The organism is Achromobacter sp. PD1 (assembly GCF_048541815.1).
In the GTDB taxonomy this organism is placed as follows: domain Bacteria; phylum Pseudomonadota; class Gammaproteobacteria; order Burkholderiales; family Burkholderiaceae_B; genus Achromobacter; species Achromobacter bronchisepticus_A.
Genome location: NZ_CP183349.1, coordinates 2,922,259 through 2,947,835, shown reverse-complemented (window position 1 = coordinate 2,947,835; position 25,577 = coordinate 2,922,259). Strand labels below are relative to the sequence as shown.

Genomic DNA, 25,577 nt, shown 5'->3' with positions numbered 1-25,577 from the left:
GAGGCTTGCGGTTTTAGTTGCTATGGGTAGCGGTTTGCCATGTGCGGCGTCGTTCCCGCGCGGCGTCCATGGTCAGGACCACGCGGAACTTCGCTTCGCCGGACTTCAGGCGCAGCAAGGCGTCGGCTGCGCGTTCCAGGGGTAGAGTCTCGACCATGGGCAGCGCCTCTGCAAGTACGCTGAAGTTCAGCGCTTTTTCAGTTTCCCAGGGCGTGCCGGTCATGGACCCGGCAACGGTCCGCTCGCCGCCCACCAGAAAGCCCGGAGGCACCGCCAGCGGGACGCGGCCCACGCCCAGCAACATCGTGCGGCCTTGCGGAGCCAGTCCGCGCATGGCCTCGGACACGGCCTGCGTGTCGGTGATGGTGGCGATCAGCGCTTGTGCGCCGCCCATGCCGAGGAGCCGTTGCGCGGCGTCTTCACCGTTGCTGTCGATGTAGACATGGGCGCCCAGGCGCAAGGCGTCGGCGGCTATGTCGCAGCCCCGGCCGATGGCTACAACCTTCATGCCCATGCGGCGGGCGTATTGCAGCGCCATGTGGCCCAGGCGGCCTATGCCCAGCACGGCGACGAGATCGCCGGCCTGCGCCCCGCATTTCCTGAGCGCGTTGAAGGTGGCGATGCCGGCGCAGAGTATCGGGGCGGCTTGTATGGCGTCGAGCTCGTCGGGTATGGCAACCAGTCCGGTCGTCCGGGCCAGCATCAGTTCGGCATAGCCGCCGTCCTGGGTGACGCCGACTACCGGTTGATTCGTGCACAGATTGAAGAGGCCTTGGCGGCATTGCGCGCAGGTACTGCAATGACCGCCCAGGCGTCCCACGCCGACGCGTTGGCCGATGTTCCAGTGGGCGTCGACGCCCGCGCCGAGCGCGGCGACGCGCCCGACGGCTTCGTGGCCCGGGATGCGCGGCCGTTGCAGCGCCGGATTGTCGATATCGGCCGCGTCGGCGCCACAGACGCCGCAGGCTTCGACACGCAGCAGTACTTCTCCGGGGCCGGGTTCGGGCGTGGGCAATTCAACGAATTCGAGCCGGCCGGGCGCGGTGGTCCGAATGGCGCGATAGGTGGAAGGGACGCGCGTCATCGGGCGGGGACTCCGGGCGGGACCGCGTTGGGGGTGGGTGCAGCGCGGTCCAGCAGCCACTTCACGCCGGCGTCCGCGGCATCGATGGCGCCAGCCAGATAGCCGGGGAATGCGGCGGACCATTCGCTGGCTATCCCGGCCAGGCGGCCCGCCCATACGCCAGTCTCGGCCGCAACCGCGGGTGCGGCCGGGTGCGCGCCGCCATCCATGCAGTCCGCCGCCGTGAAGGTGTCGGGGTCTTGCGACCAGTCCTTGTAGAACTCCCGCTCGGGCTTGAGCGCCTGGGGGCCGAACAGCCGGGCGAGCTGCGCGCGGCTGTGGGCCATCAGCACGTCCTGGCCGACGGAACGGCGCGCCGCCGCGGGCACGTCTACGAATCCGAACAGGGCAGGACCTTGCGGGGTGCTGGCGTCGTGGACCTCGGCCAGAGGCCCCCGGCTGCTGCGGGCCGCGCCAGACATGCCTTGCTCGCGCCAGAATGCCGAGCCGTAGACGGCGAGGTACTTCGCATGGGGAGCCATCCAGGTCGGCGTGCCGCGCCATTGCGTTGCCAGCGCGCTCGGCAGCGGAGGGTCGAAATCGATACGGGATTGCGCCAGGCGCGGAGGCACGGCCAGCAGCACTCGCGAGGCCTGAAAGACGCTGGGCCGTCCCTCGCTGTCCCGCGCGTGCACTTCGATGGCGGGGCCGGTCGCACGCAGCCGGGTCACGGTCTGGCCCAGCTTGATGCGTGCCGGATCCAGGCGTGCGCGCAGGGCATCGATCAGGCCGCTCATGCCGGCCGCCAGCCGCATGGACTCCGGATGGCTGGGGTAGCCATGCATGCGCACCGGCGTTCCTGAACGCTCGACCATCATGGAACCCGCTTCGTGTTGAGGGATGATAGACAAGCCGAAATCGCGGACGATGGCGCCAAGCCCGGGCTGGATCGCAGGCCAGAACCACGTGGGGCCCAGATCGTAGGAACCGGCGCCCAGGATGCGGCCGCCGGGCCTGTCGCGCGCTTCCAGCAGCAGATGGCCGCCGGCGCCATGCCGCTGCAGCAGCAGGGACGCGTACAGGCCGGAGAGTCCCCCTCCGACGATGACGGTGTCCACTTGTGTCGTCATGGCTGGCTCCCGCCGTTCGGGTCCGGCAGATGGCCGGTCTTCAGATAGACGGTAGCGCCCTGGGCGCCAGCGGCGAGCGCGGCGTGCGCGCCACGGGCAAGGCGCAGCCAGCTGCCTTGCGGGTAAGAGGTTTGTCCATCGGCAATTGATCCGGCCAGCACCAGTATTTCCGCATCCGCGGCCGCGGTCCGTGGCAGCGGTGCGTGGGCGGGCAGGCGCCGCAGGCAAGTCTGCTCATAGGACGCGGAGTAAAGCGGGCAGGTTTCGCCGCCGCGCTCGCGCGTCCAGGCAGCGGGATCGCGCGTGTCGATGCGCACGATGGATTGTTCATCCGCGGGCATCTGCCGCAATTTGACGAAGATGGTGGCGCCGTTCCTGCTGGAAGGGGCATGGGCGGAACCGGGCGGATTGCGCAGATACCAGCCTGCCGGATAGTCGCCGCTGGCGTCGGAGAAAGTGCCGGACAACACCAGTATTTCTTCGCCGCCGGGATGGGCGTGCGGTGGAAAACGGCTGTCCGGCGCGTAGCGCACGATGCTGGTGGCGCGGGCCTGTTCGCCGCCCACGCGGTCCAGCATCATGCGTTCCACGCCGTGCTGCGGCGACGGCATCCATTGGTACTGCTCCGGCGTAACGATGACGTTGCGTGAGAAATCGACGTTGATAAGCATGATATTGGTAGAAAAGCTATTTCAGGATGACGTCTGGCCCTTGGCTGTCATGTGCTGAAAAGGCTAGAGATAGAGCGTATTCTTGGCCAATCGGCAGCAGCAGACAAACCAGATAAACTACCTCTAATAGAAAGAAAAACTTTATCGCCATGAAGTCTCTTGCGCACCTCAACGCGCTGCGCGCCTTCGAGGCCAGCGCGCGCCATCAAAGCTTTTCGGCAGCCGCGGCCGAGCTGCACGTGACGCCTGCCGCAGTGGGCCAGCTCGTGCGCGCGCTGGAGCAATGGCTGGGCGCGCCGCTGTTCCATCGCGGCGCCAGCGGCAAGGCGCGGCTGGTCCCGACGGCGGCGGCTGAACGCGCGTTGCCGGAGATACAGGCGGGGCTCGGCAAGCTGGCGCTGGGCCTGGAGCGCTTGAAGGAAGGTTCCTTGAGCGGCATGCTCACCGTGGCCGTGAGTCCGGCGTTCGCCGCCAAGTGGCTGCTGCCCCGGATCGAGCGCTTCCAGCATGCCTGGCCCGATACCGACGTGCGCCTGGACACCAACCTCAAGCCGGTGGATTTCGCGGCCCAGCAGATCGATATCGGTGTGCGCTATGGCGCTGGCGTCTGGCCCGGCCTGGCGGCGGAAAAGCTGATGGACGAAGAGGTCTACCCGGTCTGTTCCCCGGAACTGCTGCGTCGGCGCAAGGCGGCGAAGCGTCCGGCCGAGCTGGCGGGCGAGACCTTGATCCATGATCTGTCGATGGACGCGCAGACGGGATTTCCGACCTGGGCCATGTGGCTGGAGAAAGTCGGCGTGCAAGGCGTATCCACGGCCCGAGGCATGAAGATCAACAATTCCGCCGCGGTGCTGCAGGCGGCTATCGATGGCCATGGCGTGGCGCTGGCCCGCAGCGTGATGGCCCATGATGATCTCGCCGCCGGCCGCCTGGTGCGCCTGTTTCCGCAGCTGGCGGTTCCCTCCGCGTTGGCCTACTACGTTGTTTATCGGCCGCAGGAGCGGGAGCTGCCCCGATTGGCCGCCTTCCGCGATTGGCTGTTCGACGAGGCCGCTGCCTGTCGGTAGCCGGGTTCGGAGTCCGGCGGACCTTGCGTGACACCCGCCGCGCTTACTTCGCGGCGCGGGTGAATCTCTTCACCATGAATTCCACGAAGGTCGTGAGCTTGGGCAGGGCCTTGCGGTCCTTGGGATAGAGCAGCGTGATCGGCCGGGCCACGGGCCAGGCCGATTCAAGAATCGGGACCAGTCGGCCCGCGCGCACGTCTTCGGCCAGCAGCAGCTCCGGCTGCAGCACGATGCCGAATCCGGCCAGCGCCGCCTGCCTGAGCGCCTGGCCGTTGTTCGACACGAAGCGGCCCGCAGGGTAGGCCGCGCCGCCATTCTCCGCGTTCAGGCGCCAGCCGGTGCGGCGGTTCCAGTAGGAGAAGTCCAGGCATTGATGGCGCGCCAGGTCGCTTGCCGTTTCGGGCGTGCCGTGGCGTTCCAGATAGGCTGGCGCCGCGCAGATGATCATCTGGTAGCGTCCGATCTTGCGCGCGACCAGGCCGGAATCGGCGGGTTCGCCGATGCGTACCGCCAGGTCGTAGCGCGAGGCCACCACGTCTTCGACGGCGTCGCTCAAGGCCAGGTCCACGCTGACGTCGGGGTACTCGGACAGGTAGTCGGCGATGGCGGGGGCCAGCGCGAACGACCCGAAGGTCACGGTGGAGGTGATGCGCAGATGGCCGCGCGGCGCCGCGCGCATGGCTTCGGCGCCTTGTTCGGCATCGCGGATGTCCGACAGGATGACCTTGCAGCGGGCGAAATAGGCCTGGCCCGCTTCCGTCAGGCTCTGGCGGCGCGTGGTGCGGTTCATCAGCCTCAGGCCCAGCCGCGCTTCCAGGCCCTTGATGTGCTTGGCCGCCATGGCGGGCGACATCTCGTGGCGGGCCGCCGCCGCGGTCAGGCTGCCCAGCTCAACGACCGCCACAAAGACTTCCATGCTGAGCAAGCGGTCCATGGATTACGCACCCTGAGTGTGAAGTGAACCCACCATTCTAGGATTTTTCCAGGATGCGTCCTTGGCCAGAATGCGTACAAGCGCTGGCGGTATCGCGGGCGCACCCCACAACATACGAATCGGAGTTCCCATGAAAATCATCCTGATCGGCGCCACCGGCACCATCGGCCGCGCGGTCGCCCAAGAGCTGGGCCAGCGCCACGACATCATTGCCGTCGGCAAGACGCGCGGCGAGCATCAGGTCGACGTGACCCGGAGCGACAGCATCCGCGCCTTGTTCGAGCGCGTGGGGAAGGTGGATGCCATCGTCTCCACCACCGGCAGCCTGCACTTCGGACCGCTGGCCGAAATGACGGCGGAGCAGTTCAAGATCGGCCTGCACGACAAGCTGCTGGGGCAGGTGGATCTGGCGCTGATCGGCCAGCATTACGTCAACGAAGGCGGTTCCATCACGCTCACCAGCGGCATCCTGACCGATGAACCGATCCGCTACGGCGCCAATGCTTCCGCGGTGAATGCCGCCATCGACGGTTTCGTGCGCGGCGCCGCCGTGGAACTGCGGGGCGTGCGCATCAATTCGGTCAGCCCCACGGTCCTGACGGAATCGCTGGATGCCTACGGGCCGTACTTCCAGGGCTTCGAATCCGCGCCGGCCAGCCGCGTCGCGCTGGCCTACAGCCGCAGCGTGGAAGGCGCGCAGACGGGGCGGGTGTTCCGGGTGTGGTGATTGCTCAGGAGGTCCTGGCGCGGTAGCGGCATGCCGCCACCCTGGGACCCAGCCAAAACAAAGCCCGCAGCGGACGAACCGCTGCGGGCTTGGTCATGCCAGGGATCGGCTGCCCGGCCCAGGTCATGAGGCTTACCAGAGCACCTTCAACCCGACAGAGCCCTGCGCGCCGGTCTTGACGCGGCTGTCGCCGCTGTTGGCCCAGAGCTTGCCCACGTCGCCGTAGAGGCTGGTGTTCTTGGTCAGCTGCAGCATGGCGCCCACCGCGAACTCGGTCGACGTGTAGCCGCCCTTGGCGCGGATGTCGGTGGTGCCGGCTGGAGCGCTGAAGCTGGCCACGTCGGTGGTGTTGCTGGCCTTGTACAGATTGACGCGGGCAAAGGGCTGCAGCACGGTGCCGCCAATGCTGTAGCTGCCCTTGACGCGGGCGCCCAGACGCAGGGTCCAGTCATCGTCCGCATCGTTCTTCACCTTGGCCAGGCTCAGCGTGGTGTCGTCCAGGTTGAGCTTGCGGTAGATGATTTGCGCTTGCGGTTCCAACTGCCAGCTGCCGCCCAGGTCGAAGGGCTTGCCCACTTCCAGAGAGGCCAGCCAGCCGTGGCCCTTGGTGGTGGCGCCAGCGCCGGTGTCGGCCGTGCGCAGGCTGCTGCGGTAGTCGGCGCCCTGGATCACGGCGTCGGCGTACAGGCCGGAGTCATGCTGCCAGGTGCCGTACAGGCCGACGTAGCGGCCGCGCAGGTTGTTGTAGCCCGCGTACTTGCGCTCCATGCCGCTGGAGAAGCCGCGCACGCCCATGTCGCCGTCCAGCTGGCCCACGTACAGGCCGGCCTTGAGGTTGCGGTCGGCGTACACGTCCACGCCTGCCTGGAAGCCGGTCAGGTGGCCGCTGCTCTCGGGATTGACCGTGCCTTGCTGCGTGATGGTCGGCGCCGTGCGCAGCACCCGGGCCCAGGCGCGGTGGTTCGGGTCCTGATCGATGGCGCCTTGAGCGGCGTCGTCGCCCATGCGCTTGCGCATGTCGCCGAGCATCGCCATGTCCGCCTGGCGCAGTTGCGCGGGCAGGGCGGACAGCAGCGGCACTTCTTCGCGGTAGGCGGGCGCCGGCGTGACGCCGGGGCCGGGGTTCTGCGTGTTGGTCGAGTGCAGCGCGGCTCCCTGCGTCGTCTGGGTCAGGCGGTACTCATAGGCGCCGGCGTCGACATGGTTGCCCGCGAGGGTGAAGCTGCCGGGTTGCAGGCTGGCGCCGTTTTCGGTGGCGATGACCTGGATGCCCTGGCTGCCTGTCTGTGCGCCCAGGCCGCCGGCATTGGCGATCTGCACCGTGGTGCTGCCGCTGGCGATGGCGCTGGGGCCGCTCAACAGCAGCTTGTCGGTGGCGCTGCCGTCCGCGCCCAGCGCGGTGGAAACGCCCAGCTTGCCGTTGTTGCCGACATAGGGGCCGGTGACCTTGAGCACGGCCCCCGGCGTGGCGCCGCTGAGATTGACCGCGCCGCTGTTGTTCAGGCTGGCCACGGTCTGGCTGTAGCCTGCCAGGTCCAGCACCGCGCCGCTGGCCACGGTGTGGGCCGAGGCGCTGCTGAAGGTGTTTGCCGCGCCGGCCTTGAGCGTGCCTTGCGCGACATCGGTCGCGCCGGTGTAGCTGTTGCCTGCGCTGGTCAGCGTCAGGACGCCGGTTCCCTGCTTGGTGAGGAAGCCGCCGCCGGTGATGGCGCCGGCCCAGGTGGCCGTGTTGGCGCCGGTGTCGATGACCGGGTCGTTGGTGCCCGTCATGGCCAGGTCGTTGGCGATGGTCATGCCGTTGGCGATCAGGCTGATGACGGTGCCGTCGTCCATGGCCAGCGTGCCCGTACCCAGGCCTTGCGCATGGCCCAGGGCGATGCTGCCTTGCTTGAGCTGCACGCCGCCCGTGAAGGTGCTGCCGCCGGTCAGCGCGAGTGCGCCAGCGCCGGTTTTGACCAGGTCGCCGCCGCCCACGAAGATGCCCATGTAGGTGGACGCGCTGCCCGCCGCGATGTCGGCGGTCAAGCGCCCGCCGCCCAGCGCCACGGTGCCGCCGCCGCTCAGGCTGCTGGCCAGCAGCGAGTTGCCGTTGAGGTCCAGCACGGCGCCCGTCAATACCTGATAGCCGGTGCCTTGGACCAATGCCGTCGCGGAGCCTGCGCGCAAGGTGCCGCCCGCGACCAGCGTGCCGCCGGTATAGCTGTTTACGCCGGTCAGGGTCTGCGTACCCGAGCCTTGCTTGACCAGGGTGCCGGTGCCGATGACCGAACCGGCGAAGATGCCGTCGGCCGAACCGCCCGCCAGCAGGGTGTTGGTTCCCATCTTGATGTTGCCGGCGCCCGCGAGGGTGCCGAACACCTGGGCGCCTTGGCCTGCCGACAGGTCGAAGGTCGCGCCGTTGGCGACGGTCACGACGCCGGTGGCGGCGAGGCTGCTGCCCGCGCCCAACGCGACCGTGCCGCTGTTGACGTAGGTGCCGCCGGTGTAGCTGTTGGCGCCGTTGAGCGTCAGCGTGCTGGCGCCGTTCTTGGTCAGGCTGCCCGCGCCCGAGATGTTGCCGTTGAGCGTCAGGTCCTGGCTGCCTTGCACCGTGAGGCCGGCGTTCAGGGCGATGTTGTTCGCCAGCGCCAGCGCCTGGGTGTTGTCCAGCGTGGCCGCGCCGCCTACCGTCAGCGTGCCGGAACCGAGCGCGGCGCCGTTGCCGACGATCAGGCCGCCCGCGTTCAGGAGGGTGCCGCCGACGTAGCTGTTGACGCCGCTGAGGGTCAGGTTGGCCGCGCCGTTCTTGATCAGGCCGCCCGCGCCGCCGACGGTGCCGTTCAGCTCCATGGTGTTGGAACCGGCGATCGTCAGCGCGCCGTTCAGCGCGACCTTGTTGCGCACGGTGACTGCCGTGTTGCTGTCCAGCGTGGTGCCGTTGGCAGCGGTCAGCAGGCCGTTGCCCAAGGCCTTGTCGTTACCCAGCACCAGCGTGCCGCCGTTGAGCGCCGTGCCGCCGGTATAGCCGTTGGACGCGTTGAGCACCAGGGTGCCGGGGTCGACCTTGGCCAGCGTGCCGCTGCCAACGAGCGGGGCGTTGATGGTCGCGGTCACGCCGGGATCGACGCGCACGAAGGCGTAGCCCGAGCCGCCGTTGACCAGGTTGAGCGATCCCAACGAGCCGGGCTCCAGGACATAGCCGTCGGTCAAGAACTGCATGCCCGTCGTGCTTTGCGCGCCTGCGACGGTGACCGTCCCTGCGGCGCCCTGGAACACCGCGAAGTTGCCGGCCCAGGAGCGGTTCCCGTTGCCGTCGACGCCGGTCCAGTTGGCGTTGGCGCCGTCCCAGGTGCCGCTGCCGCCTTCGATCGCGCCGTTGCCGACGGTTTGCGAGCCATCCCAGAACTGCACGGTGACGTTGGGCGCGGCGACCAGCAGGTTGACCTGGTTGGCGACGGCGGTCTGCAGCGTCAGGTCGGCCGCTTGCACATTGCTGGGCAGATCGCCGAAGCGCATGCCGCTGTCGGTCAGGCTGCCGCCATAGTTCATGAGGCGGTACACGCCGGTGCCGAAGCCGCCGGCGTCGCTGATATTGAGCGTGCCGCCCAGCAGCAGGTTGCCGGCGACGTTCACCAAGGCAGTGCCGCCGCCGAGGGCGGGGGCGCCCAGGCTGGCATTCACGATCGACTGGGTGCCGAGCCCCATGCTGCCGACCGACAGGGTGTGGCCGTCCGTCAAGTTCAGGCTGGCGTTGCTCATGAGCGTCACGTCGCCGGCGATGCTGCCGGTTCCGCCCAGGGCGGCGCCGCTGTACACCATCACATTCGTGCTGGCGAGCGAGCCGTCTACCCACAGGCTGCCGGCGCTGACTGAGGTCTGGCCGGTAAGCGTGTTGTTGCCGGAAAGAACCATCGATCCCGTGCCGCTCTTGGTCAACCAACCCATGCCGTCGAGCTGGCCGCCGAAGTTGCTGTTGGCCCCGTTGGCGCCGATGGTCAGGTTGTTCCCGTTCGAGACCGTTACGGTGCCGTTGCCGTTCAGGCTGGCCAGACGAGCCAGATTGGTGATGAACAGATTGGCGCCGGCTGCCACGTTCGCGGTGGCATTCTGGCCCAGCGCGTTGTTGCCCGCGGTGGTCAAGCTGCCGCCTTGCAGATCGATCATGCCGCTGAAGGTGTTGGCGCTGCTGGTGAGCGAGAGGTCGTTCGCGCCCGTCTTGCGTAGCGTGCCGTTGCCGTTGAGCTGTCCATCCAGGATCAGGCTGTTGTTGCCCGCCACCTTGAGCGTGCCGCCTACATTGACGTCGTTGTTCAGGCGCATCGGACCGGCGGTGTCCAGCTGCGTGTTGCCCGTGACGGTCAGCATGCCGGTGCCCAGCGCCGCGGCATTGCCCAGGCTCAAGTCGCCGGCATTGACCGTGGTGCCGCCGCTATGGCGGTTTTCGCCATTGAGGGTGAGTCGGCCGGCGCCGTTCTTGACCAGCTCGGTGGAGCCGTTGATCACGCCGTTCAGGGTGAAATCATTGCTGCCGTCCAGCGTCAGGGAAGCGCTCAGTTGCACGTTGTTGGCCAGGGTCACCGCGCGGCTGGCTTCCAGGGTGGCCGCGTTGCGCACGGTCAGCGTGCCCTCGCCGAGCGCGGCGTCGTGGCCCACGGCCAGGTTGCCGCCCGTCAGGTTGACGCCGCCCTGGAAGGTGTTGGCGCCGTTCAAGGTCAGCTTGCCCGTGCCGCGCTTGGCCAGGCCGCCTGTGCCGTTGACCAGGCCGTCCAAAGTGAGGTCCTGGTTGCCGACGAGGCTCAGGTCGCCGGCCAGGTTGACCGTGTTGGCGAGGCTCAATGCCACGCTGTTGTCCAGCTGCATGCCGGAGGCGGCAGTCAGGGTGCTGTTGCCCAGCGGATTGCTGGAGGCCAGCACCAGCGTGCCGCCGTTCAGCGCCATCGTGCCGCCGAAGGAGTTGTTGCCGCCCAGGGTCAGGGTGCCGCTGCCGTTCTTGTTCAGGCCGCCGCTGTTGCCGGCGATGTCGCCGTTCAGGATCAGGTTATTGCTGCCGCCCAGGTTCAGCTGGCCTTGGGCAACGATCTGGTTGGTCAGCGTGAGGGCCTGGTTGTTGTCCAGCGTGGTGCCGCCTGTAGCGGTCAGGGTCGCCGTGCCCAGCGCGTTGTTATTGCCGACCACGAGCGTGCCGCCCGCCAGCAGGGTACCGCCCTGGTAGCCGTTGTTGCCATTGAGCACCAGCTTGCCCTGGTCCAGCTTCTGCAGGGTGCCGGTGCCATTGATGTCCACACCGATCGTCGCGGTGACGCCCGGATCGACCCGCACGGCGAACTTGCCGCCATCGGGGTTGACCGCATTGAGCTTGCCCTCGAAGCCTGTCAACAGGTGGTAGCCGTCGGTCATGAACTGCATGCCGTTGACGGTATGTTCTCCCTGCACTAGCACGACGCCGGCGTTGCCTTGGAATACGGCGAAGTGGTCAGCCCATTGCTGATTGATAACGCCGTTGTAATCGGTCCAATTGGTGTTTGTGGCGGTCCACACGCCGCTGCCGCCGACGATATTACCGTCGGGCACCGTGGTGTTCCCATCCCAGAATTGCACTATTCGGTTCGGCGAGTCGACTATCAGGTTGACCTGGCCGTGGTTCACGGTCTGCAAGTTCAGTTCCGTCGTGGGCATCGTGCCAGGCAAGGTGCCGTAGTCGAGGATGTTGTTCACGAAGCTGCCGGAGTAGTCGAACAGGCGGTAGACGCCAGTGCCGAGCCCGCCGGCATCGGTGATGTTCAACACGCCATCCAAGGTCAAGCCGTTGTTGGCCTGGAAGAGCGCGGGATTGCCCGTGCTAGGAGCACCCAGCGCGACATTGATATTGGAGGTCTGCGAGAGGTCTATCGCGCCCGCGGTCAGTTTCTGGCCGCTGCTGCCGGCCAGGGTGCCACCGTTGGCAACGGTCAGCGTGCCGTTGATGGCGCCGCCGCCGCTCACGGTGCCGCCGCTCTGGACGGTGACACCGGTGTTGTTCAAGGCGCCGCTGACTTTCAGGGTGCCGGCTTTGACGGTGACAGGGCCGCTCAGGGAGCTGTTGCCCGAGAGTTCCAGTGTGCCAATGCCCACTTTTTCAACCGAACCGCCGCCGACCAGCGCGCCGGCATAGGTGCTGTCTGCGTTGGTGCCGCCCAGTTGGAGCAAGCTGGCCACGCCGGTGCTGGTGGTGCCGCTGCCGCTAAGAGCCCCAATCTGCGCGTTGCCAGTAAGGGTCAGAACAGTGCCTGCGGCCAACTTCACGCTGCCGGGGGTACCCAGCGCATTGTTGGCGAATGTCGTGACGTGCCCTTGTTCGATTTCGATAGCGCCGGAGTATGTGTTGCTGGTAAACAGGAGCAATTCTTCCGCGCCAGTCTTGATCAGCTTGCCGCTGCCGCTCAATGGGCCGGCCAATTGCAGCGGATTCGAGGTCTGCATGGTCAGTTCGCCATTGACGCTGATGGCGTTCTGCAGCATCACGGGCCCGTTGTTCTTCAGCGTGGCCGTGCCGTTGGCGACCAGCGTGCCGCTCCCCAGGGAAGTCGCGTTGGCGAACGCCAATGTGCCGCCATTGAGGGCGATGCCGCCGGCGTGGCCGGGGTTGGTGTTGTTGAGGGTGAGCGTGCCAGTGCCGGTCTTGACCAATTGGCCAGGGCCCGAGATCAGCGAATTCAAGGTCAGGTCATTGTCGCCGGCAACCGTCAGGTTCGCATTGAGGGCGATGGCGTTGCCTAGCGTTACGGTGTTGCTTGCCGTCAGGGTGGAAGCGCCGCCCACGGTCAGGCCGCCGGAACCCAAAGCCTGATCGTTGCCCACCGTCAGCGTGCCGGCGTTCAGCGTGGTGCCCCCCTGGTAGACATTGGCCCCGTTCAAGGCAAGGTTGGCGGCGCCGTTCTTGATCAGCGATCCTCCTGGGCCGTCAACGACGCCGTTCAGCGTCAGGTCGGCGCTTCCGCCTATCCCCACGCTGCCCATCAGATTCACATTGTTGTCGAGGGCCACCTTGTTATTGGCGTCGAGAACCGTGTTGTTGAGCGCCGTCAGGGCGCCGCTGCCCAGAGCGGTATTGCTGCCGACCTCCAGACGGCCGGCCTCGATTATCGTGCCGCCGGTATAGCTGTTGTTGCCGTTGAGTACCAGCGTGCCGCTGTCTTGTTTGCGCAGGATGCCGCTGCCGCCTATGGCGACGCCCAAGGTTGCGGTCACGTTGGGATTGACCCGAATATTGGCAATGCCGCTGGTATTCAGCTGACCATTGGCTCCGCCCACCAGCTTGTAGCCGTCGTTCTGGAACTCCAGGCCCGTGATGCTGTGCTGGCCGCCGACCGCCACGGTGCCGGCGGTGCCGGGGGGGCCGGAGAATACCGCGTTGCCGCCGTTCCAGGATTGATTCGGCGTCCCGATATCGGAAGTCCAGTTGGTATCGGAGTAATCCCAGATGCCAGAGCCGCCATCCGCCGAACCGTTCGCCACGGATTGGCTGCCGTCCCAGTACAGACTGGGGGGAACTGCGTAGGCGTTGGCGGCGACCATCGCCATGCCCAGCGCGCCCGCCAGTTGTGCACCGCCGCGACGCAGGCGCCGGGCAGGACTGCTGCTTTTTGCCGGCCCGCGGGCGATTTCACTGACGGCCTGCCACACGCCGGCGGCGGCGTTGAAGACTACTCGATAGACGTGATTCATTGATCTCTTCTATGCCGGAGCCGATGCCAGCCCGGCAAAATTGGACGTTGTATTGATGTAAATGAAACTAAATGCGTCTTGGTGGTAGGTCGCTCAACTGGGCCGATAGCACGAACGGACGAGGCAACCGTTACAGAATTCGAAATGTTTTGCTAAAAATTAACATTTATTTACGTCGCGTAATGTACGGCAAAAATGCAGATTTCCACATCGTCAATGCGGAAAAATTTGAGTTCAGTTCACATTTGCTGCGTTGACGCCACGCCGAGGCGGCGATGGCCGAGCGCCGCATTCCTGCGTACACTCCCGGCCATGCTACGAATCGACAATCTCGGCAAGCGCTACGGCGACCATCTCGTCTTCCAGGGGCTGACCCATACGTTCACACCCGGATGCGTGGCGTTATGCGAAGAAGACAGCACCGGCAAGTCCACGCTGCTGGGCATCATTGCGGGCGTGATCGCGCCGGATGCGGGAGAGGTCTGGATCGACGGACACGCGCTGACCCAGGCACCGGCGCAAGCCCGGTCCCGCTTGGCCTATGTGCCCGACAATTGCATGGCGCTGCCCGCGCAGACGGGGCGCGGATTGCTGGAGCAGGTTGCGGCGGAGAAAAATGTGCCGCTGGCCGACAGCGTGCTGGACCTGGCCTTCCGGCTGGGGCTGGAGCCGCATCTGGACAAGCGCTTCGAGCAGATGTCCACCGGCACGCGGCGCAAGGTCTACCTGACGGCCGCCGCCCTGGGCGACCCGGCCGTCATCATTGCGGATGGGGCCAGCAACGGCCTGGATGCGCAGGCGCGCGGCGTGCTGGCCGAACAGTTCAAGATCTGGGCGCAGGATCGGGTGGTGCTGTTCGCCAGCCACGACCCCGAGCTGGTGGAAGCCAGCGGCGCCAGATCAGTCGAGGTTGCGGCGCTGCGCTGAAGGCGCTGCCGCCCTTATTACTACTTCGCCATCAAGCCCAGGTATTCGATCAGGCCTTTTTCCTTGACGTAGGTGGCCTGCGCCCATTCCTTGTAGTCCTGGCTGTTGCGGTAGGCGGGTTCCTGGTTCAGCTGCTTCATGACGTCCAGGCTGGCGGGATCGAACAGCGCCTTCTTGAAGGCGTCGTGCAGGGTCTTCACGACTGCCGGGTCCATGCCCTTGGGGCCCGCCAGGCCGTAGGGCGAGGTGGACACGACCTTGTAGCCCAACTCCTGGGCGGTAGGCACGTCGGGCCAGCGCGTGGTGCGCTTTTCGCCAAAGGTGACCAGCAGGCGCATCTTGCCGGAATCCACGAACTGGTCCCAGCCGGTGGCGTCGCTCTGCGCCATGACGTGGCCGCCCAGCAGCGCCTGCTGCATGTCGGCGTTGCCCTTGAACGGCACGTGGTTCAGCTTCACCTTGGCATTGATGGCGACTTCCTCGATCAGCAGGTGCGGCGATGAGCCGATGCCGGTGGAGCCGTAGTCGATGGTGCCGGGCGCCTTGCGCGCCGCCTCGATGTATTCGTTGAAGGTCTTGTACGGCGAGTCGGAGCGGACGGTGAAGCCGAAGGTGTAGCCGGACAGACCCAGGATGAAAGTGAAATCGTTGATGGGGTCCCAGCTGCTCTTCTGCATGTACGGCATGCGCAGCATGGCCAGGGTGTACAGGGTAATGGTGTAGCCGTCGGGCTTGGCGGTCTTGGCCATGGTGGCCGGACCCAGGGTGCCGCCGGCGCCGGGCCGGTTTTCGACGATGACGGGCTGGCCCAGGTACTTGGAGGCGTCCTGCGCCACGATGCGCATGTGGCGATCGGTGGAGCCGCCGGCCGGGAAGGGCACGATCAGCGTGATGGGCTTTGACGGATAGGCGCCTTGCGCCGCGGCGGCGAATGGCAGGGCGGCGCCGGCGATCGAGAGCAGTGCGGCGCCGAGGCAGGCGCGCCGCAGGGGCTGGTGGGTCATGGGTTTGTCTCCTGGGGTGTTGTTGTGTGTGGGAGGGGGACTGCTCAGTCGCGCAGGACGACCTTGACCGGCAGGCGGGCCAGCGCGTCGCGCAGGCTGGCTTTCAGCGCCGCGGGCGCGCGGGCGTCGGCCAGGACTGCGATATCGGGCTGCGCGTCGGGCTCGACCCGGAACAGCGCGCCGTCGTCGATCAGGCCAGCGTCCTGCAGGGTGCGCGCCACCACGGCCTGCGCCGACACGGCGGTGGCCAGGCGGCGCAGATCGGGCTTGTAGATCTTGCCCACGTTGGTCATGGGCATGGTGTCCAGCACGATGACGCGCTTGGGCCGCGCCGGGCTTTCGTCCACGTGTTCGGCGGCGTAGGCCAGCAGTTCGGCTTCCTCGACTCGCGCGCCCTCGGCCAGCGTGACGAAGGCGATGGGCAGCTCGCCGGCATAGGCGTCGGGGGCGCCGACCGCGGCGCAGAGCTGCACCGACGGGTGCGAGGCGAGCGCATCCTCGATGGTCTTGGGATCGATGTTGTGGCCGCTGCGGATGATCAGGTCCTTGGCGCGGCCCTGCAGATGCAGGCGGCCGGCTTCGTCCAGATAGCCGACGTCGCCGCTGATCAGCCAGCCGTCGTCGGTGAAAGCACGCGCTGTGTCTTCGGCGTCCAGAAAGCCCGGGATCACGTTGGGCGCCTTGAACAGCACCATGCCGGGCGTGCCGGTGGGCAGGTCGCGCGCGGGCGCGCCAGCCGGCACGTCCAGCCCGACGATGCGTACCTGCACGTAGGGCAGCGGAAAGCCGACGCAACCCACCGGAAACTCGCAGCCTGGCGGCGAAATGGTGGAGATGCCCGCCATCTCCGTCATGCCCAGGCTTTCGTTGACGTGCAGCCCGAACAGGCGCTTGAAGCGCGCGGCCAGCTCGGCGGGCAAGGGCGCGGCGCCGGTGCGGCAATAGCGCAGCGACGAGATGTCGGCGCCGGCCAGCGGCACCTCGGCCAGCGCCGCGAGTATGGTCGGCACGCCTTGCAGCGAGGTGGCGCGGTGGTGTTCGACCAGGCGCCAGTAGTTGCGCAGCACGTCACGGTTGCGCAGCAGCAGGGTGGTGGGGATGACGGTCTCGACCCCCGCCGACAAGGCGGCCAGGGATGCCGGCAGCACGCCCGCCACATGGAACAGCGGGTAGCCGTTGATGACCACGTCGTCCGGTCCGGCGTTCTGCAACTGCACCGCGGCCCAGGCGCTGAAGACCTGGTTGGCGTGCGTGTGGATGGCGAGCTTGGGCGCGCCGGTGGTGCCGCCGGTATGGAAATAGGCGGCCACGTCGCCGGCATGGATGTCGCGGTTGCTGACCAGGCGGTCGGCCGGCTGCGCGGTGCGCGCAGCGTTGAAATCCAGCGCATGCCCGGGCAGCGCCGGGCGCGCCGAGGGCGGCTCGTCCAAGGGCGCCACGCGCAGCAGCGTGTGCAACGTGGGCACGCGTTCGCGCAGGCGCAGCGCCTTGGACCAGGAGCCGCATTCCACGTCGGAGCCATAGGCGATCAGCACCTTGGCGCGCGCCGTGGTCATCAGGGAGGCGAGCTTGTCCTCGGCCAGCAAGGGGTTCAAAGGCTGGACGATGCCGGCGGCCTCGCCGCCCCAGAGCGCCAGGTGGTACTCCAGGCAGCCGGGCAGCAGGATGCCGACGGCGTCGCCCGGGCCCACGCCCAGTTCATGCAGCAGGTTGGCGGTCTGGTGGATGCCGGCCAACAGTTCGCGGTAGCTCCAGCGCACCGGCGCGTCGCCGGGGTCGGCGCTGCGCAGAAAGGTCAGCGCGGTCTTGTCGCCGAAGGCCGCGGCCGAGTTGCGGAAGATCTCGTAGGTGCTGCGCACCGTGAGCGTCTCGGTCAGCGGGCGGGCCTGCAGCCGCTGTACGTCCGCGGCGCTGCGCACGGGGAACGGGGCGGCGAAAGGCGGCGAGAGGGGCGGGGCGGCATGGACCTGGGTCATGGCGTGGTCCTCCGCTCAGGCCTGCCCCAGCGCGATGTAGCGCCGCAGGTGATGGTCTTCGTCGCCCAACTGGTGGTCGATCATGACCAGGCGCTTGGCGTAGTGCGCCAGCGGCAGCTCCCAGGTCATGCCGATGCCGCCGTGCAGCTGGATGCTTTCCTCGGCCACCAGCGTGCCGATGCGGCCGATGGTGAATTTGGCGGCGGACAGCGCGCGTTCGCGGGTGGCGCGGTCCGGGTGGTCCAGCGCGGCCGCGGCGTTGATCACGGCGGAGCGCGCCTGTTCGATTTCCAGCAGCACATCGGCCATGCGGTGTTGCAGCGCCTGGAAGCTGCCGATGGGCGCGCCGAACTGGCGGCGCGTGCGCAGGTATTCCAGGGTGGCGTCGCGGGCGCAGTCCATGGCGCCCACGGCTTCGGCGCACAGCGCCAGGATGCCGCGGCCGGCGGCGCGCTCCAGCAGCGGGTAGCCTGCGCCGGCCTCGCCCAGCAGGGCATCTGGCGCAAGCTGTACGCCGTCGAGCACCAGTTCGGCCGCGCGGCCGCCGTCGATCAGGCCATAGCCGCGCACTTTCAGGCCGGGCGTGCCGGCGCTGACCAGGAACAGGCTGATGCCGGCCTCGTCGTCCGGACCGCCCGCGCTGCGGGCCGGGATCAGGAACAGGTCGGCGTGTTCGCCCGCCGCGACCACGGCCTTGGCGCCGTTGAGCACCCAGCCGTCCGCGCTGCGTTCGGCGCGGGTCTCGACGTGCGCCAGTTCATAGCCGGAGCCGGGCTCGGCGTGGGCCAGCGCGGCGGTGATGGCGCCCGCGATCAGGCCTTCGAGGGCTTCGCGTTGGGCTGGCGTGCCGGCGGCGGCGATGGCGCTGCCGACCATGAGCGCGTCCAGCAGCGGTTCGACGGCCAGGCCGCGGCCCAGCGCCTCGAACACGACGGAAATGTCGAAGCCGCTTCCGCCCAGCCCGCCATCTGCTTCGGCAAACAGCGCGCCGATGGCGCCCAGTTCGGCATAGCGCTGCCACAGTTCCAGGCTGTAGCCCCGCTCCGAGCGGGCGTTGCGGTCGCGCGTGGCGAAGTCGCTCTGTTCGGCGACAAAGCGGCGCAGCATGTCGGAGAGCATGCGCCGGTCTTCGGTGTGTTCAAAATTCATGGCCGGCCCTTACAGTCCGAGGATCATCTTGGAGATGATGTTCTTCTGGATTTCATTGGAGCCGCCGAAGATCGACAGCTTGCGGTTGTTGAAGTACTGCGCGGCCGCGCTCTCGGCGCCATCGGGGCCGATGGGCGGCGCGTCGTAGCCGTCGTGCAGCGCCTCGGGTACGAAGGGACGGGCGTAAGGTCCCATGGCGCGGCGGTTCAGCGCGCTGATTTCCTGGCGGATCTGGGTGCCGCGGATCTTCAGCATCGAGCTTTCGGCGCCGGGCGCGCCGCCGCCGGCAACCGCCGCGACCACGCGCAGGTTGGTGGTGCGCATATTGGCCAGCTCGATCTCGACGCGCGCCAGCCGGGCAGCGAAGTCCGGGTCTTCAGATAGCGGACGTCCGTTCTTGCGTAGGCTTGCGGCTAGCGTCTTCAGGCGTTCCAGCGCTGCCGTGGATTGCCCGACGCCGGCGATGTTGGTGCGTTCGTAGGTCAGCAGGTACTTGGCGCAGGTCCAGCCGCGGTTTTCCTCGCCCACCAGGTTGGCGGCAGGCACCCGCACGTCGGAGAAGAACACTTCGTTGACTTCGTGTTCGCCGTCCAGCGTGATGATGGGGCGCACTTCCACGCCGGGGCTCGTCATGTCGATCAGCAGGAAGCTGATGCCTTCCTGGCGCCGGCCTTCCTGCGAGGTGCGCACCAGGCAGAAGATCATGTTGGCGTACTGGCCCAGCGTGGTCCAGGTTTTCTGGCCGTTGACGACGTAGCTGTCGCCGTCGCGCACGGCGGTGGTCTTGACGGAGGCCAGGTCCGAGCCCGCGCCGGGTTCGGAGTAGCCCTGGCACCACCAGTCGGAACCGTCCAGGATGCGCGGCAGCCAGTGGCGCCGCTGTGCCTCGCTGCCGTACTTGATCAGCACCGGGCCCAGCATGCTCAGGCCGAAGGGCACGATGCGCGGCGCGCCGGCCAGCGCGCATTCGTTTTCGAAGATGTACTTCTGCACGGCGCTCCAGCCGGTACCGCCGTATTCCATTGGCCAGTGGCTGGCGAGCCAGCCCTGGCGGTTGAGGATGGCGTGCCACTCGACCATGTCGGCGCGCGTCAGCAGCTTTCCCTGCGCGACCTTGGCGGACAGGCGCTCGGGCAGCTTGCTGGCGAGAAAGGCCCGCACTTCGTCGCGGAAGGCGTTTTCTTCGGGGGTGAATTCCAGGTCCATGGGGGATCCTCAGTAGATTTCAAACAGGCCGGCCGCGCCCATGCCGCCGCCCACGCACATGGTGACGACGGCATAGCGGGCGCCGCGGCGGCGGCCTTCGATCAGCACGTGGCCAGCCAGGCGGGCGCCGGTGACGCCGAAGGGGTGGCCCAGGGCGATGGCGCCGCCGTCCACGTTCAGGCGGTCCATCGGGATGCCCAGCTTCTGCTGGCAATACAGGGCTTGCGAGGCAAAGGCCTCGTTCAGTTCCCAGAGGTCGATGTCCTGCACCTTGAGGCCGTGGCGCGCCAGCAGCTTGGGCACGGCGTAGACCGGGCCTATGCCCATCTCGTCGGGTTCGCAGCCGGCGATCGCCAGTCCGCGGAACGCGCCCAGCGGCTGGATGCCGGCGCGCTGGGCCTCGGAGGCTTCCATCAGCACGCAGGCGGCGGCGCCGTCGGACAACTGCGAGGCATTGCCCGCCGTGACGAACTGGCCCGCGCCGCGCACCGGCGCCAGCGAGGCCAGGGCTTCGTAGGTGGTGCCGGGGCGGTTGCAGGTGTCGCGGTCCACGGTGACTTCGCGTTCGCTGACGGCGCCGGTGGCGCGATCGGTGACGGACATGGTTGTGGTGACGGGGATGATCTCTTCCAGATACCGTCCCGCGGCCTGGGCGGCTTCGGTGCGCGCCTGGCTTTGCGCGGCGAAATGGTCCTGGGCTTCGCGGCTGATGCCGTAGCGGGCCGCCACGATGTCGGCGGTTTCGATCATGGGCAGGTAGAGCTCGGGCTTGTTGGCGACGATCCACGGATCCATGCCGCTCACGCCGTCGTCGCGGGTGCGGATCTGCGAGACCAGTTCCACGCCGCCCGCGATCATGGCGGGCGCGCCGTCCATGACGATGCGGCTGGCGGCCGAGGCGATGGCCTGCAGGCCGGAGGCGCAATAGCGGTTGACGGTGGCGCCGCCCACGCTGACCGGCAGGCCGGCGCGCACCACGGACTGGCGGCCGATATTGCGGCCGGTGGCGCCTTCTGGATAGCCGCAGCCGATGAAGGCATCTTCGATCAGGGCGGGGTCTATGCCGGCCCGGTCGACGGCGGCGCGCACCGCGTGCGCGGCCAGCGTGGGGCCGGCGATAAGGTTGAATTCGCCGCGCCCCGCCTTGGTGATGGGGGTGCGGGCGGTGGAGACGATGACGGCTTCGCGCATGGCGTGTTCCTGTGTGGAGTGCGGGTCAGGCGGTCTGGTTCAGGCTGGCGAAATCGCGGCCGGATTCAGCCAACTGCACCAGCAGGGGCGAGGGCTTCCAGAAGGCGGGGTCTTCCTGCGCGTAGCCGCGGATGTCCGCCAGCACGCGCTCCAGTCCCACGCTGTCGGCGTAGTGCATGGGGCCGCCGCGATGGCGCGGAAAGCCGTAGCCGGACAGGAACACCACGTCGATGTCGGACGGGCGCTGGGCGATGCCCTGGTGCAGAACGTTGGCCGCTTCGTTGATCATCGCGGCCAGGTAGCGGCGCTGGATGTCCTCTTGGGTGTAGGCGCGCGGCGCGACGCCGGCGCGCGTACGTTCGGCGTCGATGATGGCGAGGACTTCGGGGTCTTGTTCGCCTTGGCGCGCGCCATCGGCGTAGAGGTAGAAGCCGCGGCCCGTCTTCTGGCCGAACCAGCCGCGTTCGCACAGCCGGTCGGGGATCTGCACGTAGCGCAGCGCCGGATCGCGCGTGGGCGCGCGGCGCTTGCGCGTGGCCCAGCCGATGTCGCCGCCGGCCAGGTCCGCCATCTGATAGGGGCCCATGGGGTAGCCGAAGGCGCGCACGGCGGCGTCGATCTGGTAGGGCGAGGCGCCGTCCTCCATCATCATGTCGGCCGCCTGGCGGTGCACGGCCAGGATGCGGTTGCCGATGAAGCCGTCGCACACGCCCGCGCGCACCGGGATCTTGCGCAGGCGCCGGGCCAGTTCGAAGCCGGTGGCCACGGTGTCGGGCGCGGTGTGCTCGCCCACCACGACTTCCAGCAGCTTCATGATGTTGGCCGGCGAAAAGAAGTGCAGGCCCAGCACGTCGGCGGGGCCGCGCGTGGCGGCGGCGATGAGGTTGACGTCCAGGTACGAGGTATTGGTGGCCAGCACCGCGCCGGGCTTGGCCACGCGGTCCAGCTGCGCGAACACGGCCTGCTTGACCGTCATGTCCTCGAACACGGCTTCGATGATGAGATCGGCGTCGTCCAGCGCCTCGTAGCGGGTCGAACCGGTGTAGCGCGCCATGCGGGCGTCGCGCTCGTCGGCGCTGATCCGGCCTTTCTGGACCAGCAGCTCGTAGACCTGCGCCACGCGGGCGCGGCCCCGTTCCAGCGCGGCCTCGTCCTGTTCGACCATGGTCACGGGAAAGCCGGCGTCCAGCGCCGAAACGGCGATGCCAGCGCCCATGGTGCCGCCGCCTACGATGCCGATGCGCTCCAGCCGCCGCGCCCGGGCGGGCTGCTGTCCCGGCATCTTGGCCGTATCGCGTTCGGCGAAGAAGGCATGCACCAGGCCCGCCCGCTGCGGGCTGTCCAGGCATTGCAGGAACAGCGCGCGTTCGGTGCGCAGGCCGTCCTCGAAAGGCTGCTCGATGGCGGCGCGCACGGCCTCGACGATCTTGCCGGGCGAGTACAGTCCGCGGGTGGTCCGGGCCACGCGTTCGGCCGCTGCCTCGACCTGGGCCTGCGCGGCGGCCCGGTCGGCGAGCGCGCCGGCGTCGCGGGTGCGGCGCGGACCGGCGCCGATCGCCAGCAATTGCCGGGTATAGGCCAGGCCCGCGTCCAGGGGATCGGTTTCGCTGGACAGCGCGTCCACCAATCCGGCTTCCAGGGCGGCGCCGGCAGAGAGGTGCTTGCCGGTCAGCATCAAGTCCAGCGCGGCCTGCGCGCCCATGAGGCGCGGCGCGCGCTGGGTGCCGCCGGCGCCGGGCAGCAGGCCCAGGTTCACTTCGGGCAGGCCCAGCTTGGCCCCGCCCAGTGCGACGCGGTAGTGCGCGGCCAGCGCCACTTCCAGCCCGCCGCCCAGCGCTGCGCCGTGCAGCACGGCCACGACCGGCTTGGCGCTGGCTTCGATCAGGTTGCAGACGTCGGGCAGGATGGGCGGCTGCGGCGGCTTGCCGAATTCGCGGATGTCGGCGCCGGCGATGAAGTTCTTGCCCGCGCCCATCAGCAGGATGGCGCGTACTTGCGGATCGGCCTGGGCGTCGCGCACGGCCGCGGCCAGATTGCGGCGCACGGCGGCGCTCAGGGCATTGACGGGGGGATGATCGATGGTGACGACAAGGATGTCGTCGTAGCGGCGCGCGCTGGCCGCGCCGGTGCTTGCGCTGTCTGTCATGGACAGTGTCTCCGATGAGGCCTGCCGCTGCGACGCCGCTTGGGGCGGCCGCCAGGGCCCGGCCGGGCGGACCAGGAACGGCCCGTCTTTTATGGGCTCATTCTTTCGCAGTAAAGAAGTCTTGACAATGGCATCGATAATTGACATTGAGGTCAAAAAAATTTGACAATGCCGGGGTGAATTGCGGTGGCGTGGAGGCCCGAATGGACACCAAATCCCTGACCTTGCTGGTGGAAATCCTGGACGCGGGCAATCTCAGCGAGGCCGCGCGCCGTTTGAAGATGACGCGCGCCAATGTCAGCTACCACCTGAATCAGCTGGAACGCTCGGTTGGCATGCAGTTGGTGCGCCGCACCACCAGGCATGTGGAACCGACAGAAATCGGACTGAAGCTGTATCGCCACGGCCGCAGCATCCAGGACGAACTCGCGGCGGCGCGTGAATCCGTCGAGACCCTGGGCAAGACGCCGCAGGGCAAGGTCAGGCTGAGCGTGCCCAGCGGCTACGGGCAGTTCGTGATGACGCCCTGGCTGCTGGAGTTCAAGCGGACCTATCCGGACATCGTGCTGGACGTGCTGTTCGAGAACAGTGTCGATGACCTGCTGCGCGACGAGGTCGACATCGCGGTGCGCATCATGTCCGAGCCGCCGCAGAACCTGGTGGCGCGCGAGCTGGGCCAGGTCCGCTACGTGGCCTGCGCCTCGCGGGACTATGTCGCCGCCCGGGGCCTGCCGCAGCATCCGGAAGAGCTGGCGCGCACGCCCACCATCAGTGCGGCGGTCATCGGCCGCCCCTTGCGGCTTTCCGCCTACTACGGCGGCCAGCCGCGGCAGCACGTGGTGCTGGAGCCGACCGTGATTTCGCGCAACTACGCCTTCCTGCGCGATGCGACCCTGGCGGGGCTGGGCGTTGGCGTGGTGCCGGATTACGTGGTGCACGACGACATCGCGCGCGGCGACCTGGTGGCCGCGCTGCCTCAGTGGCGGCTGAGCATCTTCGGGCGCGGCATGTATATGCTGTACATGCCCAACCGCCACCACCCGCGGGCGATCTCGATGATCATCGAATTCATCCTGGAACGCGCCCAGGCCGCGCACGAAGGCAAGCCGGGATTGCTGGAGGCGGCGGGCTAGCGGCGGCGGTCCGTGGAGGGCTGTACAGGGTCGGGAGGCGCGGCGTTCCTGACTGGGCGTTCAGCTTGGCAGGCATAAAATTCCTGTTCTTTACGGCAAACGGCCGCGGGGCCGCGCCCATTTTTTCCCAGGCCCGTCCATGTCTTCCTCCGACGTCCAATTGCTTCTTACCGCGCTGGCAAGCGTGCTGGTGCTGGTTGCGCTGATCGTCTCGCGCATCCGCATGCATCCGTTGCTGGCGCTATTGATCGTTTCCATCGGCGTGGGTTTCGCCACCGGCATGGAGCCGGTGGCCATCGTCAAGAACCTGAGCAATGGCGCGGGCAAGACGCTGGGAGCGGTGGGCGTGGTGATCGCGCTGGGCGCGATGCTGGGCAAGATCCTGGCGGATTCGGGCACGACCGAACGCCTGGCCAATGCCATCCTGAACCATACTTCGCCTCGCATGATTCCCTGGGCCATGACCCTGGTGGCTTTCGTCATCGGCATACCGATGTTCTTCGAAGTCGGCCTGGTGGTGATGCTGCCGCTGATCTTCAGCGTGGCGCGCAAGCTGGAAAGCCAGGAGCGCTTCAAGGGCTCGGCCTACGTGTACGTGGGCGTGCCGGTGATATCGGCGCTGGCGGCGATGCACGGCATGGTGCCGCCGCATCCGGGGCCGCTGACGGCGATCGCCACGCTCAAGACCACGGTGGGGCCGACGATGATTTACGGCTTCATCGCGGCGCTGCCGGCCATGGTCTTCGGCGGTCCCTTGTATGGCGCTTTCATTTCGCGGCGCATGACGACGCGTCCGGACGAGGCGCTGCTGGAACAGTTCACCACGACCCGCCAGGATGCCGCCGGCCGCAATGCGCCGAGCGTGGGCCTGGGGGTGCTGGCGGCCTTGCTGCCCGCCTTGCTGATGCTGGTGCACGCGGGCGCGGAGATGCTGCTGCCCAAGGATTCCCGCGCCATGCACGTGGCGGCGTTCCTGGGCGACCCGATGGTCGCGATGCTGCTGGGCGTGCTGTTCGCCGCATTCACCCTGGTGCTGATGCGCGGCGGCGACGCGGAAAAACTGCGCGACGCCATGGGCAAGAGCCTCAAGCCCATCGCCGGCATCATGTTGATCATCGCGGGCGGCGGCGCGTTCCAGCAGGTGCTGACCAGCGCCAAGGTGGGCGATGCCATCGTGCAGCTGACGCATCAGTTTTCGCTGCCGCCGCTGGCGCTGGGCTGGCTGATCGCCATGCTGCTGTCGGTGTCCACGGGGTCGGCCACGGTCGGCATCGTGGGCGCGGCGGGCCTGCTGGCGCCGCTGGCGGGCGCCGATCCCAGCCTGAACCTGCCGCTCTTGGCGCTGGCCATCGGCTGCGGTTCGCTGTTCTTCAACTACGCCAATCACGCGGGCTTCTGGATGGTGAAGGAGTCCTTCGGCATGACCATGGGCGAAGCGACCAAGACCATCTCGGTGGTGCAGTCCATCGTGTCGGTGGTGGGGCTGGTCATGGTGCTGCTGTTCAACATGCTGCCGCCGCTGGGCTGACACGCCTGCGGGCCGCAATTGTTATGCTGGGTCTGTCGTTTC

At 67.8% G+C, this 25,577-nt stretch carries 16 protein-coding genes; 5 read left to right on the top strand and 11 right to left on the bottom strand.

The genetic code is table 11. From position 1 onward, the window contains the following. Window positions 1-13 precede the first annotated feature (13 nt). From ACM1PE_RS13850 to ACM1PE_RS13840, 3 genes are read right to left on the bottom strand one after another with little or no spacing between them, the layout of a single operon-like run. On the bottom strand, window positions 14-1,084 hold the full coding sequence (locus ACM1PE_RS13850) for an alcohol dehydrogenase catalytic domain-containing protein (RefSeq protein WP_419343605.1): 1,071 nt from the start codon (window positions 1,082-1,084) through the stop codon (window positions 14-16). Beyond that, window positions 1,081-2,193, bottom strand: a complete 1,113-nt coding sequence (locus tag ACM1PE_RS13845) for a flavin monoamine oxidase family protein (protein WP_419343604.1) — start codon at window positions 2,191-2,193, stop codon at window positions 1,081-1,083. The genes ACM1PE_RS13850 and ACM1PE_RS13845 overlap by 4 nt, the downstream gene beginning before the upstream one ends. After that, complete coding sequence (locus ACM1PE_RS13840) at window positions 2,190-2,864, bottom strand: cupin domain-containing protein (protein WP_419343602.1); 675 nt, start codon at window positions 2,862-2,864, stop codon at window positions 2,190-2,192. The genes ACM1PE_RS13845 and ACM1PE_RS13840 overlap by 4 nt, the downstream gene beginning before the upstream one ends. 149 nt (window positions 2,865-3,013) lie before the next feature. On the opposite strand from ACM1PE_RS13840, the gene gcvA reads away from it, so the two are divergent. Beyond that, window positions 3,014-3,931 carry a transcriptional regulator GcvA gene (gene gcvA, locus ACM1PE_RS13835; protein WP_419343601.1) on the top strand — a complete coding sequence of 306 codons (918 nt, stop codon included), beginning with the start codon at window positions 3,014-3,016 and terminating at the stop codon, window positions 3,929-3,931. A 43-nt stretch (window positions 3,932-3,974) separates the two neighbouring features. On the opposite strand, the gene ACM1PE_RS13830 is transcribed toward gcvA, so the two are convergent. Continuing rightward, entirely contained in the window at window positions 3,975-4,865 is an 891-nt protein-coding gene (locus ACM1PE_RS13830; protein WP_059373098.1) for a LysR family transcriptional regulator, read from the bottom strand. A gap of 130 nt (window positions 4,866-4,995) precedes the next feature. On the opposite strand from ACM1PE_RS13830, the gene ACM1PE_RS13825 reads away from it, so the two are divergent. Next, a complete protein-coding gene (locus ACM1PE_RS13825) occupies window positions 4,996-5,592 on the top strand; it encodes a short chain dehydrogenase (RefSeq protein ID WP_059373096.1) in 597 nt (198 codons plus the stop codon). A 132-nt stretch (window positions 5,593-5,724) separates the two neighbouring features. Here the strand turns inward: ACM1PE_RS13825 and ACM1PE_RS13820 are convergent, their stop codons facing one another. After that, window positions 5,725-13,275, bottom strand: coding sequence for an autotransporter-associated beta strand repeat-containing protein (locus ACM1PE_RS13820; protein WP_419343600.1), 7,551 nt, complete (start codon window positions 13,273-13,275; stop codon window positions 5,725-5,727). Window positions 13,276-13,587: 312 nt separating this feature from the next. Here ACM1PE_RS13820 and ACM1PE_RS13815 point away from each other — a divergent pair, with 312 nt between their 5' ends. Continuing rightward, the gene (locus tag ACM1PE_RS13815; RefSeq protein ID WP_118933278.1) at window positions 13,588-14,202 is read left to right on the top strand and encodes an ABC transporter ATP-binding protein; all 615 of its coding nucleotides are present in this window, start codon (window positions 13,588-13,590) and stop codon (window positions 14,200-14,202) included. A 20-nt stretch (window positions 14,203-14,222) separates the two neighbouring features. Here ACM1PE_RS13815 and ACM1PE_RS13810 read toward each other — a convergent pair whose 3' ends face one another. From ACM1PE_RS13810 to ACM1PE_RS13785, 6 genes are read right to left on the bottom strand one after another with little or no spacing between them, the layout of a single operon-like run. After that, complete coding sequence (locus ACM1PE_RS13810) at window positions 14,223-15,206, bottom strand: tripartite tricarboxylate transporter substrate binding protein (RefSeq protein WP_059373090.1); 984 nt, start codon at window positions 15,204-15,206, stop codon at window positions 14,223-14,225. Between the two features lie 44 nt (window positions 15,207-15,250). Next, window positions 15,251-17,182: an acyl-CoA synthetase gene (locus tag ACM1PE_RS13805; RefSeq protein WP_419343599.1), complete on the bottom strand. Its 1,932-nt coding sequence runs from the start codon at window positions 17,180-17,182 to the stop codon at window positions 15,251-15,253. A gap of 15 nt (window positions 17,183-17,197) precedes the next feature. Then, complete coding sequence (locus tag ACM1PE_RS13800) at window positions 17,198-18,331, bottom strand: acyl-CoA dehydrogenase family protein (protein WP_059373086.1); 1,134 nt, start codon at window positions 18,329-18,331, stop codon at window positions 17,198-17,200. 9 nt (window positions 18,332-18,340) lie between these two features. Next, complete coding sequence (locus tag ACM1PE_RS13795) at window positions 18,341-19,537, bottom strand: acyl-CoA dehydrogenase family protein (RefSeq protein ID WP_419343598.1); 1,197 nt, start codon at window positions 19,535-19,537, stop codon at window positions 18,341-18,343. Between the two features lie 9 nt (window positions 19,538-19,546). Next, window positions 19,547-20,728, bottom strand: a complete 1,182-nt coding sequence (locus ACM1PE_RS13790) for an acetyl-CoA C-acyltransferase (RefSeq protein ID WP_419343596.1) — start codon at window positions 20,726-20,728, stop codon at window positions 19,547-19,549. A gap of 25 nt (window positions 20,729-20,753) precedes the next feature. Then, window positions 20,754-22,874 (bottom strand): 3-hydroxyacyl-CoA dehydrogenase NAD-binding domain-containing protein, encoded by a 2,121-nt coding sequence (locus ACM1PE_RS13785; RefSeq protein WP_419343594.1) that lies wholly within the window; start codon window positions 22,872-22,874, stop codon window positions 20,754-20,756. A gap of 203 nt (window positions 22,875-23,077) precedes the next feature. Here ACM1PE_RS13785 and ACM1PE_RS13780 point away from each other — a divergent pair, with 203 nt between their 5' ends. Next, a complete protein-coding gene (locus ACM1PE_RS13780; RefSeq protein ID WP_059373077.1) occupies window positions 23,078-24,007 on the top strand; it encodes a LysR family transcriptional regulator in 930 nt (309 codons plus the stop codon). 139 nt (window positions 24,008-24,146) lie between these two features. Then, entirely contained in the window at window positions 24,147-25,535 is a 1,389-nt protein-coding gene (locus ACM1PE_RS13775; protein ID WP_059373075.1) for a gluconate:H+ symporter, read from the top strand. Window positions 25,536-25,577: the final 42 nt, after the last annotated feature.

What these genes read in the sequence shown, in the direction of transcription:
- ACM1PE_RS13820 (WP_419343600.1), bottom strand. Translation starts at nt 13,275, where the DNA reads ATGAATCACGTCTATCGAGTAGTCTTCAACGCCGCCGCCGGCGTGTGG.
- ACM1PE_RS13805 (WP_419343599.1), bottom strand. Translation starts at nt 17,182, where the DNA reads ATGACCCAGGTCCATGCCGCCCCGCCCCTCTCGCCGCCTTTCGCCGCC.
- ACM1PE_RS13810 (WP_059373090.1), bottom strand. Translation starts at nt 15,206, where the DNA reads ATGACCCACCAGCCCCTGCGGCGCGCCTGCCTCGGCGCCGCACTGCTC.
- gcvA (WP_419343601.1), top strand. Translation starts at nt 3,014, where the DNA reads ATGAAGTCTCTTGCGCACCTCAACGCGCTGCGCGCCTTCGAGGCCAGC.
- ACM1PE_RS13800 (WP_059373086.1), bottom strand. Translation starts at nt 18,331, where the DNA reads ATGAATTTTGAACACACCGAAGACCGGCGCATGCTCTCCGACATGCTG.
- ACM1PE_RS13790 (WP_419343596.1), bottom strand. Translation starts at nt 20,728, where the DNA reads ATGCGCGAAGCCGTCATCGTCTCCACCGCCCGCACCCCCATCACCAAG.
- ACM1PE_RS13830 (WP_059373098.1), bottom strand. Translation starts at nt 4,865, where the DNA reads ATGGACCGCTTGCTCAGCATGGAAGTCTTTGTGGCGGTCGTTGAGCTG.
- ACM1PE_RS13775 (WP_059373075.1), top strand. Translation starts at nt 24,147, where the DNA reads ATGTCTTCCTCCGACGTCCAATTGCTTCTTACCGCGCTGGCAAGCGTG.
- ACM1PE_RS13780 (WP_059373077.1), top strand. Translation starts at nt 23,078, where the DNA reads ATGGACACCAAATCCCTGACCTTGCTGGTGGAAATCCTGGACGCGGGC.
- ACM1PE_RS13815 (WP_118933278.1), top strand. Translation starts at nt 13,588, where the DNA reads ATGCTACGAATCGACAATCTCGGCAAGCGCTACGGCGACCATCTCGTC.
- ACM1PE_RS13840 (WP_419343602.1), bottom strand. Translation starts at nt 2,864, where the DNA reads ATGCTTATCAACGTCGATTTCTCACGCAACGTCATCGTTACGCCGGAG.
- ACM1PE_RS13845 (WP_419343604.1), bottom strand. Translation starts at nt 2,193, where the DNA reads ATGACGACACAAGTGGACACCGTCATCGTCGGAGGGGGACTCTCCGGC.
- ACM1PE_RS13785 (WP_419343594.1), bottom strand. Translation starts at nt 22,874, where the DNA reads ATGACAGACAGCGCAAGCACCGGCGCGGCCAGCGCGCGCCGCTACGAC.
- ACM1PE_RS13825 (WP_059373096.1), top strand. Translation starts at nt 4,996, where the DNA reads ATGAAAATCATCCTGATCGGCGCCACCGGCACCATCGGCCGCGCGGTC.
- ACM1PE_RS13850 (WP_419343605.1), bottom strand. Translation starts at nt 1,084, where the DNA reads ATGACGCGCGTCCCTTCCACCTATCGCGCCATTCGGACCACCGCGCCC.
- ACM1PE_RS13795 (WP_419343598.1), bottom strand. Translation starts at nt 19,537, where the DNA reads ATGGACCTGGAATTCACCCCCGAAGAAAACGCCTTCCGCGACGAAGTG.